This is a genomic window from Mycobacteroides sp. PCS013, assembly GCF_049532645.1.
In the GTDB taxonomy this organism is placed as follows: domain Bacteria; phylum Actinomycetota; class Actinomycetes; order Mycobacteriales; family Mycobacteriaceae; genus Mycobacterium; species Mycobacterium gwanakae.
This window is the reverse complement of record NZ_CP150131.1, coordinates 4,870,725-4,885,392: the sequence shown is the minus strand read 5'-3', so window position 1 is coordinate 4,885,392 and position 14,668 is coordinate 4,870,725. Positions and strand designations below refer to the sequence as shown.

Below are 14,668 nucleotides of genomic sequence, written 5' to 3'. Positions count from 1 at the left end.
TCGGGGGCTACGGGATGTTCAGGACCGCGAGCTCGAACTCTCCGGCCGCGGATCCTCCGTCCTGGTCCCAGAATTCGATGGTGCTGTGGAATTGGAGATAACGCCACGACCGGTCGACGATGTGGAAATTGCGGGCCTGTAGGCGGGCGGAGAACCGCTGCGCGTTGACCAGCCGCCGGAACCGGGACGATGTGCTCTTGATCAGCATGTTGGCGAGTTGGTTCTGGCAGTAGTCATCGATCGACCAGCCCCGGAATGCCCAGATATCGTCGTTGACAACACCTTGAGCGAATGCACAGTACGCCAGCTGGTTGAAGCACAGCACCAACTCGACGGCGTTGAAGTGCCCCGTGCTCCGGATATAGGCGGACTCATTGATCGCGAAATTGCCCTGCGCGTGCACCGCGTCCGAGGTGATTCCGTATTCGGCATCGGACAGATAGCGGCATCCCTTATAGGAATATGGCTCAAGCACCCTGCCGAGTAGATCCTCGTCGATCGGCGCCATGCCGGTGGAAGGCAGCCCGGTCTGTACCGACAGGGTCGCCGCGACCGCGCTCACGCTGCATATCCGGGTGTCTCAAGACCGTCCAGCATGGTCAGGCGGTGGGTCGTCAGCGTGCCCGCCGCTGTTCCATGCTTTGCGCGGTGCACAAGAGCTCTGTTGTCCCACAGCACAATATCCCCGACCTCGTAGTGCTGGGCGTGGATGAAGGGCGACGCGTAGTCGGGATCGAGCTGCCCCGACTCTTCGAGTAGCTGCTGAAGCAGCGCAGCATCGAGCAGTCTTCCATCCCCGTCCTCGATCGTCTCGGTGCCGGCCTCGCAGATGTAGAGGATCTCTTCCCCCGTCTGCGGGTGCTTGATCACCGTGGGCCACTTCTGGGGCGGTGTGACCCTTTCGATCTCGGCCAGGATTTCTCCGATGGGCCGGTAGACATCACTGGGCCGGATCTTGATGTAGCGGCGGGGCGTGTGTGTGCTGAACGTCCCACGCACAGAGTCCTTTACCGTGCTCGGCAACGATTCCCACACCTTGTTGAGATCGATGAAGTAGGTTCCCCGATCACTCCCGGGCACCGCCAAGGGCACCACCATGGAGAACGCGAAGGGTTCCGGCATGAACATGTAATCGACGTGCCAGAATGCGCCGGTCCGCGGAACCCCTTGTCCCTCTTCCGTAGACGAGACAAAGATTTCCGGGTGGTCCTCGTGGTGATACACCGGCTCGTAATAGGGCACTATCTCCCCGATCAATCTCCCCAGCTGGATGAACTCCGCGGGTGAGGGATGAACATCCTTGAGGACGACGAGCTTGTTCCGGTAAACGAGTTCGCGGATCTCCTGTGTGGTGATTCCGTCCAGGTTCCCGGGATCGATCCCCGTGACCTGCGTGCCCAGTCCCTCGCCCTTCACATTGAGCGTCATCGACTCCCTATTCCTGATTCAGCCCTCGCCTCTCGGCGATTGGATGGGCACCTTCGGTCTCACCGCCCGGCCGCCGACTACCGGCGACCACTAACACAGCAGTCGATTCGATGACCGAAATAGTTCCCAAGACTTGACGAAGCAGTAGTTTTCTGTGAGCGCGACACCACGAACCACAGCGGATAATTCGTTATTGCCCTGCAGTTTTGGAGACCAGACCGCAATCACCGGGAGGTAGCGTCCGTCGCGGTGACCTTCGTCTCAGGAACTTCGGGGGCATTCGGCACGACTCACTGCAGAGCACCGACTGCTCTCAGGAGCGAGGCGCCTGGCCAAAGTGCCGTGAGCTCGGCGTCAAGGCCGCAGCGGCAGGCGCCAACAAGCAAACCGCCGCACACACTGCCAGCACCGGCGCGCTACCGAAGTGATCCATCGCCGGGGCGATGATCACCAGGCCCAGTGGCGCCAAACCGTAGGACAGCAGAAAGTCCAGAGAAGACACCCGGGCCAGCTTGTCGGGTTCGACTTCGCGCTGGGTGGCGGTAAACCAGGGAACATTGAAAAGTTCGATGCCCATACCGGTGATCACGTAGGCCATCACCACGATCGCCAGAGGCACGGGCAGCATCAAGCTCAGCGGTGCCGCGCTGTAAAGCGCGAGGCCTGCGAGCGCCGCCCAGCCTTGGTTACGCGGGCGCCAGCGACTGATAAGGATCGCGCCGATAAGCGCTCCGGCGACGTATGCCGTTGTCGCGCTTGCTAACAGCACTTCAGTCCCATATCGGTCACGGCTTACCAACGGCAGCGCAACCCCGGTGGCCGAATAGCCGGTCGCGATCACCGCGGTCAACGCCGCCAGGCCCGCGAGGAACCACGGGTGACGGCGAGCCTCTCGGAACCCGTCGGCGAAGTCGCTGAACACGGTGAACCCTGAACCAGCCACCTCGGCTCGGCCACGGCCCGCCGGCGGTGCGAGCGCAGACAGAAGCCACAATCCCGCGAGAACTATCAGCAGCGGGGCCACCCCCAGCCGGGCGGCGGCCAACGCCGCCACCCCAGGCGCGACGAGCGTCACCACCCGCACGGCAATGGTGATGGCGGCATTCGCCTGCTGACGCTGCGACACCGCGACAACCTCAGCGGTCAATGCCTGGTAGGAAGGCCGGCACGCACCCTGCCCTGCCCCAGCGAGCACCGCGGCCGCTGCCGGAATCGCAATCACGTGGTGGATACCTCCCGCGATCACCAGATGCCCCACTGCTGCCAGCATCGAAGACACCGCGATCACGCCACGTCGCGAATAGCGATCCGCGAGAACGCCTCCCAGCGGGACGGCCGCCAAGAACCCGACCGTCCGGGCGGCGAGAACCAGGCCTAGCGCGGTTGCCGACAAGGTTCCGTCGAGGACCGCAAATCCGAGCACGATGGGCAACATCCAGGTCGCCAAACCCGAGGCAGTGGTGCCTGTCCACAACCGCAGGAAGGGGACGCTACGGAGCACGGACGGGGCGCTCGGCTCCGCGGGGTGAGGCGATGTCACAGCTGTGTTGTCTACACGACAGCACAGCGATAGGGGAAATATGAGACGACCGGGAACTATTGACCGCACAGCGACGACCACTCGGACGTGACAGTAGCTGAGATGACCTTCGGGAAGCGCCGCCCGATTCTCATTCCCAAGTACGCGACCCGTACCCGGCGCGCCTCAGCGCAGCATGTCCACGTTGCCGATGGCACCGGATGCGCCGCACTACGTGGCGGCGCGGTAGCGACATCGTCGACATACAGGGCAAATACGATTAGAAGGGCTGGCAGCTGAGAGTGGACAGACATTTCGCGGAGTCGGTGGGGCGCCCCGACCTGATTCAGTTGGCCGACGGGATGTTCTGTCTGCGATTCGAGACCATGAAGGTTGTTTCGGCCATGGCGGCCGTGCAGCAGCTGCTGGACAGCGGCGCGATTGATCGCGAGACGACCCTCCTCGACAGCTCCAGTGGTATCTACGCGCACGCGCTGGCGCTGGCCGCACATCGCCACGGCCTGAAATGTCACATCGTGGGTTCCACCACGGTCGACGAGACACTGCGCGTGCAGCTGGCCATCCTCGGCGCGCACTTCGAGCAGATGCCCCCGACTCCGAACCTGAAACTGGATCAGAACCGCCGGGTTGCCCGCATCCACGAGATTCTGCGCGAGCGACCCAACTACCACTGGATGCGCCAGTATCACGACGACATTCACTACGCCGGGTACCGCCCGATTGCTCACCAGATCCGGCGCGAACTCGGGGACACCGCGCTGACCCTTGTCGGCGGCGTGGGTACCGGCGCATCAACCGGAAGCCTCGCCACCGAGCTGCGCGTCGATGCACCCGATACCCGCTTGGCGGGGATACAGCCCTTCGGCTCGGTGACTTTCGACGCGGAACATCTCGACGACCCTGACATCATCATTGCCGGCATCGGCAGCTCCATTCCCTTCGAGAATGTGGACCCAAGCCTGTACGACACGGTGCACTGGATCGGCTTTGGCGCCGCACAGTCGGGTGCCATCGAACTACTGCGCAGGCACGCGGTCTTCGCGGGACTGTCCACCGGTGCGGCGTTCCTTGCCGCTCAATGGGAGAAGGAACGCGCCCCCGAGCGCGCGGTGGTTTTCACCGCACCCGATACCGGGCATCGCTACGTGCAGAACGTGTTCGCCCGTCACCAGGACGCCGCTGCCATGGCGGAGTTCTCGCCAAAGGCCGTGGCGGACAACGCCGATCTGGCACTGCCCTGGTCGTACCGCGACTACGACAGGCCTGCGTCCGGTTTCGTAGCGGACGTACACAGCCTGTGCGATGCCGCCGCGCACACCTGATAGCCACGGCCCGCGACACTGCGACACCCGCGAGTTCCCGGCTCAGCAAACATGTTCATTGCTAGCCTGAATCGGTGACTTACCCACCACAGGAGCCGCCCGCAGCGGGCGATCCGTCAGCGTACGACCCACACCACCCGCCCCCGGGGTACCAGCCGCCCCCGCCGCCTGGATATCAACCCGGGTACCAGCCGGGTCCTCCGCCGGGAGCCCCCCAGTACCCGGGTGGACAATTCCCGCCCCCTCCCCAGGGATACCCGCCTGTTGGCTACGGCTATCCGCCGCAGGCGCCGTGGCCACCGCAGGGACCGTTCAATGCCGGCGAGTCGTGGAGCTGGTCGTGGGCCCAGGTCACCAAGCGCTTCGGAACCTTCATTCCGCCGTATCTGGTCTGGTTCCTTGCGATCGGTGTGCCGTTCGGAATCGTCTACGCGATTCTGATCGCCAGCCTGCCGCAGACCAGCACCAGCGGCTACGGCGGTGATTCAAGCTCCTCGTACTCATACTCGTATGAGGGACCCGAGTTCTCCGGCGGAGCCATCGCCATCATCATCCTGCTCTACGCGGTGGTGTTCGCGGTCAGCCTCTACGTGGGCGCCTGCATCGTCAGCGCCAATCTCGATGTCGCCGACGGCAAGCCCGTGAGTTTCGGAACCTTCTTCCGCGCCCGCAATTTCGGCGCCTACGCGGGGACCGCGCTCTTGGTCGCGCTCGGAGTGCTGATCGGAAGCTTCTTGATCATCGGCGGAATCATCTTCGGGTTCTTCGCCCAGTACGCCGTGTTCTTCGCCATCGACCGCGGCCTGGGCCCTGTTGATGCGATCAAGGCCAGCTTTCAGATCGTGAAGAACAATCTGGGACAGGCACTGGTCGTATTCCTGATCACCTTGGGTGTTGCTTTCGCCGGTGTCGCAGCGACATTCATCACCTGCGGCTTGGGCGGCATCATCGCCTACCCGACGATTGCGGCCCTATCCGGTCTGATTCACGTCTACACCTACCGGCGTCTGACCGGCGGCATCATCGCACCAGCACCGGTGTAAACCTCGGCACCGCAAGCCGAGTGGGAATCTCACGAGAGAATCGAGCCCATTTCCCACGCCAGATTCCCACTCGGCGCACGGAGTCACCAACGAAAAGGCCCGGCCTGCATGACGCAGACCGGGCCTTCTTCGTTGGTGGACTTAGAAGTCCATACCGCCCATGCCACCGGTCGGGTCGCCCGCAGGTGCGGCGGCCTTCTCCGGCTTGTCGGCAACGACGGCCTCGGTGGTGAGGAACAGCGCCGCGATGGACGCCGCGTTCTGCAGCGCCGAGCGGGTCACCTTCACGGGGTCGGCAACGCCGGCCGCGAGCAGGTCCTCGTACACGTTGGTCGCCGCGTTCAGGCCGTGGCCCGCAGGAAGGTTCGCGACCTTCTCCGCGACGACACCCGGCTCCAGACCACCGTTGAAGGCGATCTGCTTCAGCGGAGCCGACAGCGCCACCCGGACGATGTTGGCACCCGTGGCCTCGTCACCCTCGAGCGAGAGCGAGTCCAGCGCGGGGGCAGCCTGCAGCAGGGCGACGCCACCACCGGCGACGATGCCCTCTTCGACGGCGGCCTTCGCGTTGCGAACGGCGTCCTCGATGCGGTGCTTGCGCTCCTTGAGCTCCACCTCGGTGGCAGCTCCGGCCTTGATCACCGCAACACCGCCGGCCAGCTTGGCCAGGCGCTCCTGCAGCTTCTCGCGGTCGTAGTCGGAGTCGCTGTTCTCGATCTCGCTGCGGATCTGCGCCACGCGACCGGCGATGGCGTCGGAATCGCCCGCGCCCTCGACGATGGTGGTCTCGTCCTTGGTGACGACGACCTTGCGAGCCTGCCCGAGCAGGGAGATGTCGGCGGTCTCCAGCGAGAGGCCGACCTCTTCGCTGACGACCTGGCCACCAGTGAGGATCGCCATGTCCTGCAGCATCGCCTTGCGACGGTCACCGAAGCCCGGAGCCTTGACGGCGACGGACTTGAAGGTGCCACGGATCTTGTTGACGACCAGGGTCGAGAGAGCCTCGCCCTCAACGTCCTCGGCGATGATCAGCAGCGGCTTGCCACCCTGGATGACCTTCTCCAGCAAGGGAAGCAGGTCCTTGACAGTCGAGACCTTGGAGCTGACCAGCAGGATGTAGGGATCCTCCAGGACGGCTTCCTGACGCTCGGCGTCGGTCACGAAGTAACCCGAGATGTAGCCCTTGTCGAAGCGCATGCCCTCGGTGAGCTCCAGCTGCAGGCCGAAGGTGTTGGACTCCTCGACGGTGATGACACCCTCGTTGCCGACCTTGTCCATGGCCTCGGCGATCAGATCACCGATGGACTGGTCACCCGCGGAGATGCCCGCGGTGGCCGCGATCTGCTCCTTGGTGTCAATCTCCTTGGCGGAGTCCAGCAGAGAGCTGGTGACGGCCTCCACGGCCTTCTCGATGCCGCGCTTCAGGCCGAGCGGGTTGGCGCCGGCAGCGACGTTACGCAGACCTTCCTTGACAAGAGCCTGGGCAAGCACGGTGGCGGTAGTAGTGCCGTCACCCGCGACGTCGTCAGTCTTCTTGGCAACTTCCTTGACCAGCTCAGCGCCGATCTTCTCGTACGGGTCCTCCAGCTCGATCTCCTTGGCGATGGACACACCATCGTTGGTGATCGTGGGGGCGCCCCACTTCTTCTCCAAGACGACGTTGCGACCCTTGGGGCCCAGCGTCACCTTGACCGCGTCAGCGAGGGCGTTGAGGCCCCGCTCCAGGCCGCGGCGGGCCTCTTCGTCATACGCAATTGTCTTGGCCATTGCGAAGTGATTCCTCCGTATAGGGGGTGGCACGTTCTTTGGCCGGGCTCAGTGCCCGCGACGGACGGACGCAGCTGTGTGGGCTGCGGCCTCACCGTCCCGGCCTAGCACTCACCGGTCGTGAGTGCCAATGCCATTTTTAGCACTCGGACATGGCGAGTGCAAGGGCGATTGGCCGAAGCCCGGGCCAACAAACACGACGTCGGCTCCAGATCAAAAGCCGTGGTGATGTGGACGGACGCCGATACCCACGTAGCACCCTTCGGTCTGCCCCCCATGCTGTAACGCTTTGCATCCTGCAGAGCACTCAGTCGTGTCACCATCCCCATCAGTAGAGGAGTCGCCATGATCACCGCTCAACTGCAGCGTCACATCGAACCGGACGCACCCTTGGCGCGCGCCGGGGTCGCCCTGGCGCGATATGGGCTCGCGATCGTCATCGCATGGATCGGCATGCTGAAGTTCACCGAGTTCGAGGCCAACGGCATCGTGCCGCTGGTGTCCCACAGTCCGCTGATGTCCTGGGTGTACGACGTCTTCTCGGTCACCGCGTTCTCATCGCTACTCGGAATCGTGGAAATCACGATCGCAGTCCTGCTCTCCGTCAAGCCGTGGTTGCCCCGGCTCTCGGCAGTCGGCAGCCTCATGGCCATCGGCATGTTCGCCACCACTGTGAGCTTCCTGTTCAGCACACCGGGGGTGTTCGAGAGTGCGGCCGGAGGGTTCCCGGTGCTGTCCTCGACCGGGCAATTCCTCATCAAGGATGTCGCGCTCCTCGGCATCTCCGCCTGGACCTTGGTCGATGCACTCACGCGACGCTGAAGCAGCCCTCGTCGCTTCGCTACAAGCAGGCGACGAGGGCGCGTTCGCGCAGGTGGTGGACGCACACACGCCCGCGATGCTGCAGCTCGCGCGCAGCTACGTGAGAAGCCGCGAGATCGCCGAAGAGGTGGTGCAGGAGGCCTGGCTCGCATTGTGCAAGGGGATCGACGCATTCGAAGGTCGATCAACACTGCGCACCTGGCTGTTCACGATCCTGATCAACATCGCCAAGGAACGGGGAATCCGCGAACGTCGCGATACCGCGAAGGCCATCGCGGCATTTACCGGAGGGACCGTCGACCCGGGCCGTTTCCGGGACACCGGCGAGTGGGTGGGCCACTGGCGCGACGACGCCGCCCCGCATTCGTTTCCCGAGACGCCGGAGAACCTGGTGCTCTCCGAGGAGCTGCTCGCCCACGTAGTTCTGCAACTCGACGGGCTGCCGGAGACGCAGCGCGTGGTGGTGACGATGCGGGACCTACTGGGACTCGATTCTAAGGAGGTCGCCGAACACCTGGGAATCACCTCGGCCAACCAGCGCGTACTCCTGCATCGCGGACGGGCGGCGGTTCGCCAAGGACTTGAGGACTACATGAAGGATGTGAGTTGAATGAACTGCGACGAACTCGTCGAACTGATCACGGAGTACCTGGACAATTCACTATCACCGATCAAGCGCGCGAAGCTCGAGGCACACCTGTTGGAGTGCGACGGATGCGTGAACTACCTGAACCAGTACAAATCCACCGTGTCGATCTTGAGCCAGATCCCGCAGGACGGCCCCAGCGCGGCGCTGCGAGAAAGACTGCTCGCCGGTTTTCGGGAGCGGCAACGCTGAGCCGCGAACACGGCCCTGCCTATGACGCGCCTAACGACGCGGCCGTAGCCCGTCGAAGACAACGTCGGTGACCTGCTGCGAGACCTCTTTGTTGTAGCTCTGCATGGCCTGGCACCCCACCAGGAGCGCCTTTACCTCGTGCACGCCGATATCGGAGCGCACCGTGCCCGCCCGCTGTGCGGCCTTCACCAAATCACCCAGGACCGCGTAGAACGATTCCTCGATCTGAGGGATAAGCGCTTCGACACTGACACCCGCGCCGGCCAGGGCATCCACCAATCCTTGATCGGTCCCACCCCACTCGACCATCACGCGCAGGAATCCGAACAGCGCCTCACCCGGATCGGCCGACTCCAGTAGCTCGCGCCCCTTACCGATCACCGTGCTCATCCGGTCTTCCGCGACGGCGCGATACAGATCCTCCTTGGCCGGAAAATGCCGGTAGACGGTCCCGGCACCCACTCCCGCGCGCCGCGCGATCTCGTCGATCGGGACACCGAGGCCCTCCTCGGCAAACGTTTGATAGGCAACCTCAAGGACCCGCGCACGGTTGCGGGCGGCGTCAGCACGCAAGGGCCGGGCAGGTTGATCCATCTCACACTCCTCGAGGTTCCAACACACCTTGACAAAACGGGGCGTGCGTTCCGTATATTCGTAAGCGGAGTAGCCGCCCCGGTTACTGAAGATATTACCCAAGGAGCCCCCATGACCAAATGGAATACCACCGACATCCCCGATCAGACCGGTCGCGTCGCGATCATCACCGGTGCCAACACCGGCCTCGGGCTGGAGACCGCCAAGGCGCTCGCCGCGCACGGCGCCCACGTTGTGCTCGCGGTGCGCAATACGGAGAAGGGAAAGGCAGCGGCCGACGCGATCACCGCGGCCCACTCGAACGCCGACGTGACCCTGCAGCCGTTGGACCTTTCCTCGCTGAAGTCCGTACGCCGGGCCAGTGACGAGCTCAAGTCGCGCTACGACAAGATCGACCTGCTGATCAACAACGCCGGGGTCATGTGGACGGAGAAATCCACCACCGCCGACGGCTTCGAGCTGCAGTTCGGCACCAATCACCTGGGGCACTACGCATTCACCGGCCTGCTCCTGGACCACCTGCTACCTGTCGAGGGTTCACGTGTGGTGACCGTCTCCAGCATCGGGCACCGCATTCGCGCCGGGATCCACTTCGATGACCTGCAATGGGAACGCGACTACAACAGGGTCGCGGCCTATGGACAATCGAAGCTGGCCAATCTGTTGTTCACCTACGAACTGCAGCGGCGCCTGGCAGGCACCAATACGGCCGCCCTGGCGGCGCACCCCGGCGGCTCCAACACCGAGCTGGCCCGCAACTCTCCGCTGTGGGTCCGGGCCGTTTTCAACGTGGTGGCGCCATTGCTGGTCCAGGGTGCGGACATGGGCGCGCTGCCCACGTTGCGGGCCGCCACCGACCCTGCGGCCCTGGGCGGGCAGTACTACGGACCGGATGGATTCGGCGAACAACGCGGTAACCCGAAGGTCGTCGCATCGAGCGAGCAATCCTATGACCTCAATTTGCAGCGACGCTTGTGGTCGGTATCTGAAGAACTCACCGACGTGGTCTTCCCGGTGAAGTGAGCTGAACGGAAAGAGGCGGGCACTGTGCTGATTGTCGCCGACTGTCACTCTGGTGACACGACACGCGGTGCCCGCCACGCCCGTCGGGATGCACTCCCGTAATCCGTTGCGCTAGTCTGCAGTCCAATCAGTGAGGAGTCTGACGGGTGCGGGCTGTAGAGGCGCCCAGCACCCATACATTGCGGGGCTGGCAGCGTAGGGCATTAGTGCGGTATTTGGCCGCCAAGCCCCGAGATTTCCTGGCGGTCGCGACCCCGGGATCAGGGAAAACAAGGTTTGCCCTGCGCATTGCTACCGAGCTGCTGGCCGACGGCACAGTCGACAAGATCACCGTGGTGGTGCCGACCGAACACCTCAAGGTCCAGTGGGCTCAGTCGGCCACTTCCTTCGGGCTGTCTCTGGACCCGAGATTCAGCAACTCGGACGCACAGAACTCCTCGGAGTACCACGGAGTCGTCGTCACCTATGCGCAGGTGGCAAGTCACCCCACCCGGCACCGGGTCCGCACGGAGAACCACCGCACGTTGGTGATCTTCGACGAGATCCACCACGCCGGAGATGCTAAGAGCTGGGGTGAAGCGGTCCGCGAAGCCTTCGACGACGCGACGCGGCGCCTCTCCTTGACCGGAACCCCGTTCCGCAGTGACGACAGCCCGATCCCATTCATCAACTACGAGCCCGACGGCGCGGGCTTCCAGCGCTCGCAAGCCGACCACACCTACGGCTACTCCGAGGCGCTGGCCGACGGCGTGGTGCGTCCCGTGGTGTTCATGGCGTACTCAGGCGAGGCCCGTTGGCGTGACAGTGCCGGCGAGGAACATGCCGCTCGCCTCGGCGAACCACTCACCGCCGAGCAGACTGCGCGCGCATGGCGCACCACCTTGGATCCCAATGGCGAATGGATACCCGCGGTGCTGCGCGCCGCCCATGCGCGGCTGCAGCAGAAGCGCAATGGCGGGATGACCGATGCCGGCGCCATGATCATCGCCTCCGATCAGAAGGCGGCCCGCGCCTACGCGAAACTACTGACCACCATCACCGGATCGGAACCCACGGTGGTGCTCTCGGACGACCCGAAGTCCTCGGATCGCATCGCGCAGTTCTCCAACAGCACCAGCGAGTGGATGGTCGCGGTGCGCATGGTGTCCGAGGGCGTCGACGTGCCGCGCCTTGCCGTCGGCGTGTACGCGACAAGCGCCTCGACGCCGCTGTTCTTCGCTCAGGCGATCGGCCGGTATGTGCGCTCCCGAACACAAGGTGAGACGGCCAGCATCTTCCTGCCCTCGGTGCCGACACTGCTGGAACTCGCCAGTCTGCTGGAAGAGCAGCGCAATCACGTACTCGGTAAACCACACCGCGAGCCGATGGGCGATGAGGAGCCGGTGGAGCGCAAGCGCACCGAGCCGGGCGAGGAAGAGAAGGGCTTCGAATCGCTCAGTGCCAGTGCCGAACTGGATCAGGTGATCTTCGACGGAGCCTCCTTTGGCACCGCGACGCCAGCGGGCAGCGAGGAGGAAGCCGAGTACCTCGGCATTCCCGGCCTGCTCGATCCGAATCAGATGCGAGATCTGTTGCGGCGCAGGCAAGAAGAGCAGCTCACCAAGCGCACCGCTTCCGGCGAGGTACCCCCGGAAATCACTTCGACACACGGTCAACTGCGCGAACTGCGTCGCGAGCTCAACGCCTTGGTGTCGGCCACGCACTTCAAGTCGGGTAAACCGCACGGCTGGATTCACAATGAGCTGCGCAGGCGGTGCGGAGGCCCCCCGGTGGCCGCGGCCACCCGCGATCAGCTCAAGGAACGCATCGTCGCCGTGCGCACCCTGCATCGGGAGCTCTAGACGGGGAACTTCACTCCAGTCAACTCTTCCGAGACAGACCAAAGCCGTTGTTGCAGAGCCTGATCGTGTGACTGCCTGGTGGACTTGACCACCTTGGGATACCCACGAAACTCACCAAAGCCCGAGGGCCCGTAGTACTGGCCACCAACGGCGGTGGGGTCCGTAGCGGCACGCAGACTGGGCAAGGCGCCCATGGCCGGACTCTGGGCGAGTTTCAACGCCGCGGCACTGAACGCCTCCGGACCGAAGGTGATGTGACGCATCAACTCGGTACCCGACGCACCGGGATGTGCCGCCAACGCCACCGTCTCGGCCCCCGCGGCCTCGAGACGCCGCTGCAGCTCGTAGGTGAACAAGAGGTTGGCGAGTTTGGACTGGGCGTAGGCCCCCACCCGGCTGTAATTGCGCTCCCACTGTAAGTCATCGAAATGTATTGCGGCTCTGAACTTATGACCGTTGCTGCTGACGGTTACGACGCGGGAGCCACGCACCGTCGTCAGGTTCTCCAGCAGCAGGGCGGTGAGGGCGAAATGGCCCAGATGGTTGGTGCCGAACTGCAGCTCGAAACCGTCCGCGGTGTTGCCCTTCGGCGGATACATCACCCCGGCGTTATTGATGAGCAGATCGATCTGTGGGTATTGGTCACCCAATTGTTCAGCGGCAGAACGGATATCCGAGAGGGAAGATAGATCCAGGCGCTGCAGCGCCAGGTTACCTGCGGGCGTGGTCTTCCCGATCTCTTCGATAGCGGCAGCACCCTTGTCCAGATCGCGGACCGCAAGAACTACCTGTGCCCCCGCGGCCGCCAACGCGCGGGCCGTCTCCAGGCCCAGTCCGGTATTGGCACCGGTGATGATGGCGACGCGTCCCGTCTGGTCGGGAATGTCGGCGGTGCTCCAATGTGCGGTCACACACGCATCCTGCCCCAGATCCACCGCGCTGCCCAGCCTGCTTATTCACAGTTCTCCCGGTGTTCGATACCAGGAATCCCACAGCAGGGGTCAATACGCTCATCGCCGGATCACTGAGCTTGGCCACCTACTGCATGTAAGGCGGGTCCGTGCGCAAACTTACTTCTGTTGCCACCCTTGTAATTTCACTTCTGTGCTCGGGCACGGGAGTGGCTGCGGCAGACCCGCTGCCGGTCGCCGACGTCAGCCAGTCTGCCGATACCGACGACGGCTGGCATCTGAGTGCTGCGCTGTCGCGGATGACTATCAACTCTGTGCCAAACATGGCCGCCACAGCGTTCACACGAGAGGGGTTTGTCACCGGCAAGGCCCTCGCCAGCATCGACGGTAACGGCGCGGTTCCGGTCAACTCCGGAACCCTCGTCATGGGGTTGCAGCTGGGCTGCCAGATCGACCTCAGCGAGGGCGGAAGCGTCGACGTCGGCGCGGACGCGGGAGTCAGTCCCGGCTTCTCCGGCGGCAGCAATCTGCTGGCTATGGTCGGCCCTTACGCGGAAGTCAACGGGAGCATCTCGGTCAATCTGCTTCCGGGGACGATCAAGAACATCGTGCTGGGCAAGAAGGCCCTCAAAGGACGCACCGGCGAAATCGTGGTTCACGATGCCCACGTGAAAGTCGACGCCTGCGGCGGACCAGTCTCCATCCGGTTCTTCACGACGGCGCTGATCGACACCGACAAGTCCGACGACAGCGTGAACGTGTACGGGGACATTCTTTCGCTATGAGCCCTACCCACGCGCGACCGCAACGCCACCGAATGGCACGGCTGATCATCGCCACCACCCTGTGCGCAAGCCTCATTGTCGGTCCGGCATCCGTGGCACGGGCGGACAACTGCAGCCCCGGCGACTTCGGCGCAGCGCAAGGATGTGCGCCCCCAGCCGCCGCGACCGGCGGCGACAAGGCCGAGAGTTGGCCCCCGACGAGTGTGGATTGGCCACCCGAACCCGACTCGGACACCGATTCCGCCGGTCAACAGGGCGCCGCACCGCCTCCGATCGTCATGCCCGCCGGCGCGGCACCCGTCAAACCCGCACCGCCAGCCCGGGAACCGGCCAGCGCGTCGGCGCCGATTGTCAGTGCCGGCCCTTAGGCGGGCGCCGCCCCGTGAAACACCGCCTCGACGTTGTTGCCGTCAGGGTCGCGGACGAACGCACCGTAATAACCCGGGTGATACTCCGGCCATAGCCGCGGCGCATGAAGGGCCTCGGCGCCCTCACCCGTCGCCGTCGTGAAGAACTCGTCGACCTTCTCGGTGCTCTCGGCAGAGAAGGCAACGTGGATCTCACGATTGGGTCCGCCCGCGGCATCGCCGCCGCCGATCCAAAAGTCAGGCTTTCCTGCGGTCCCGTACCCGATGGCGACACCGAAATCCATCTGTCGCGTGTACCCGAGAACCCCGAGCACCTTGTCATAGAACGCGGCCGCGGTCGGCAGGTCCGCGCAGTTGATACCGAAGTGGTCGATCATGAGGCAGAT

16 protein-coding genes are annotated in these 14,668 nt (G+C 64.1%); 9 read left to right on the top strand and 7 right to left on the bottom strand.

From position 1 onward, the window contains the following. Window positions 1-7: 7 nt before the first annotated feature. From RHO23_RS24305 to RHO23_RS24295, 3 genes are all read right to left on the bottom strand, one after another. The gene (locus RHO23_RS24305; RefSeq protein WP_046252482.1) at window positions 8-562 is read right to left on the bottom strand and encodes an FcoT family thioesterase; all 555 of its coding nucleotides are present in this window, start codon (window positions 560-562) and stop codon (window positions 8-10) included. Further along, on the bottom strand, window positions 559-1,428 hold the full coding sequence (gene scoE, locus RHO23_RS24300) for a (3R)-3-[(carboxymethyl)amino]fatty acid oxygenase/decarboxylase (RefSeq protein ID WP_046252481.1): 870 nt from the start codon (window positions 1,426-1,428) through the stop codon (window positions 559-561). Before scoE ends, RHO23_RS24305 begins: the two co-directional genes overlap by 4 nt. A 313-nt stretch (window positions 1,429-1,741) precedes the next feature. Then, entirely contained in the window at window positions 1,742-2,929 is a 1,188-nt protein-coding gene (locus tag RHO23_RS24295; protein WP_057965239.1) for an MFS transporter, read from the bottom strand. Window positions 2,930-3,249: 320 nt separating this feature from the next. Between RHO23_RS24295 and RHO23_RS24290 the strand changes: the two genes are divergently transcribed. After that, complete coding sequence (locus RHO23_RS24290; protein WP_057967068.1) at window positions 3,250-4,290, top strand: pyridoxal-phosphate dependent enzyme; 1,041 nt, start codon at window positions 3,250-3,252, stop codon at window positions 4,288-4,290. 74 nt (window positions 4,291-4,364) lie between these two features. Then, on the top strand, window positions 4,365-5,333 hold the full coding sequence (locus tag RHO23_RS24285) for a hypothetical protein (protein ID WP_423488441.1): 969 nt from the start codon (window positions 4,365-4,367) through the stop codon (window positions 5,331-5,333). 141 nt (window positions 5,334-5,474) lie between these two features. Here RHO23_RS24285 and groL read toward each other — a convergent pair whose 3' ends face one another. Next, on the bottom strand, window positions 5,475-7,100 hold the full coding sequence (gene groL, locus RHO23_RS24280; RefSeq protein ID WP_030095704.1) for a chaperonin GroEL: 1,626 nt from the start codon (window positions 7,098-7,100) through the stop codon (window positions 5,475-5,477). 345 nt (window positions 7,101-7,445) lie between these two features. On the opposite strand from groL, the gene RHO23_RS24275 reads away from it, so the two are divergent. From RHO23_RS24275 to RHO23_RS24265, 3 genes are read left to right on the top strand one after another with little or no spacing between them, the layout of a single operon-like run. Next, the gene (locus RHO23_RS24275; protein ID WP_423488440.1) at window positions 7,446-7,922 is read left to right on the top strand and encodes a YkgB family protein; all 477 of its coding nucleotides are present in this window, start codon (window positions 7,446-7,448) and stop codon (window positions 7,920-7,922) included. After that, window positions 7,903-8,532, top strand: coding sequence for an RNA polymerase sigma factor (locus RHO23_RS24270; RefSeq protein WP_423488439.1), 630 nt, complete (start codon window positions 7,903-7,905; stop codon window positions 8,530-8,532). The genes RHO23_RS24275 and RHO23_RS24270 overlap by 20 nt, the downstream gene beginning before the upstream one ends. Further along, window positions 8,533-8,760: an anti-sigma factor family protein gene (locus tag RHO23_RS24265; RefSeq protein ID WP_423488438.1), complete on the top strand. Its 228-nt coding sequence runs from the start codon at window positions 8,533-8,535 to the stop codon at window positions 8,758-8,760. Window positions 8,761-8,790: 30 nt separating this feature from the next. On the opposite strand, the gene RHO23_RS24260 is transcribed toward RHO23_RS24265, so the two are convergent. After that, entirely contained in the window at window positions 8,791-9,354 is a 564-nt protein-coding gene (locus RHO23_RS24260) for a TetR/AcrR family transcriptional regulator (RefSeq protein ID WP_057967074.1), read from the bottom strand. A 111-nt stretch (window positions 9,355-9,465) separates the two neighbouring features. Between RHO23_RS24260 and RHO23_RS24255 the strand changes: the two genes are divergently transcribed. Together RHO23_RS24255 and RHO23_RS24250 are read left to right on the top strand one after the other, a co-directional pair. Further along, entirely contained in the window at window positions 9,466-10,377 is a 912-nt protein-coding gene (locus RHO23_RS24255) for an SDR family NAD(P)-dependent oxidoreductase (protein ID WP_423488437.1), read from the top strand. Window positions 10,378-10,523: 146 nt separating this feature from the next. Continuing rightward, on the top strand, window positions 10,524-12,218 hold the full coding sequence (locus tag RHO23_RS24250; protein ID WP_057967076.1) for a DEAD/DEAH box helicase: 1,695 nt from the start codon (window positions 10,524-10,526) through the stop codon (window positions 12,216-12,218). Here the strand turns inward: RHO23_RS24250 and RHO23_RS24245 are convergent. Further along, on the bottom strand, window positions 12,215-13,129 hold the full coding sequence (locus RHO23_RS24245) for an SDR family NAD(P)-dependent oxidoreductase (RefSeq protein ID WP_423488436.1): 915 nt from the start codon (window positions 13,127-13,129) through the stop codon (window positions 12,215-12,217). The genes RHO23_RS24250 and RHO23_RS24245 overlap by 4 nt on opposite strands. 209 nt (window positions 13,130-13,338) lie before the next feature. On the opposite strand from RHO23_RS24245, the gene RHO23_RS24240 reads away from it, so the two are divergent. Both RHO23_RS24240 and RHO23_RS24235 read left to right on the top strand, forming a co-directional pair. Beyond that, window positions 13,339-13,914, top strand: a complete 576-nt coding sequence (locus RHO23_RS24240; RefSeq protein WP_081342997.1) for an MspA family porin — start codon at window positions 13,339-13,341, stop codon at window positions 13,912-13,914. Then, window positions 13,911-14,282, top strand: a complete 372-nt coding sequence (locus RHO23_RS24235) for a hypothetical protein (RefSeq protein WP_423488435.1) — start codon at window positions 13,911-13,913, stop codon at window positions 14,280-14,282. The genes RHO23_RS24240 and RHO23_RS24235 overlap by 4 nt, the downstream gene beginning before the upstream one ends. Here RHO23_RS24235 and RHO23_RS24230 read toward each other — a convergent pair. After that, window positions 14,279-14,659 (bottom strand): VOC family protein, encoded by a 381-nt coding sequence (locus tag RHO23_RS24230; protein WP_057965244.1) that lies wholly within the window; start codon window positions 14,657-14,659, stop codon window positions 14,279-14,281. The two genes, RHO23_RS24235 and RHO23_RS24230, sit on opposite strands and share 4 nt — an antisense overlap. Window positions 14,660-14,668: the final 9 nt, after the last annotated feature.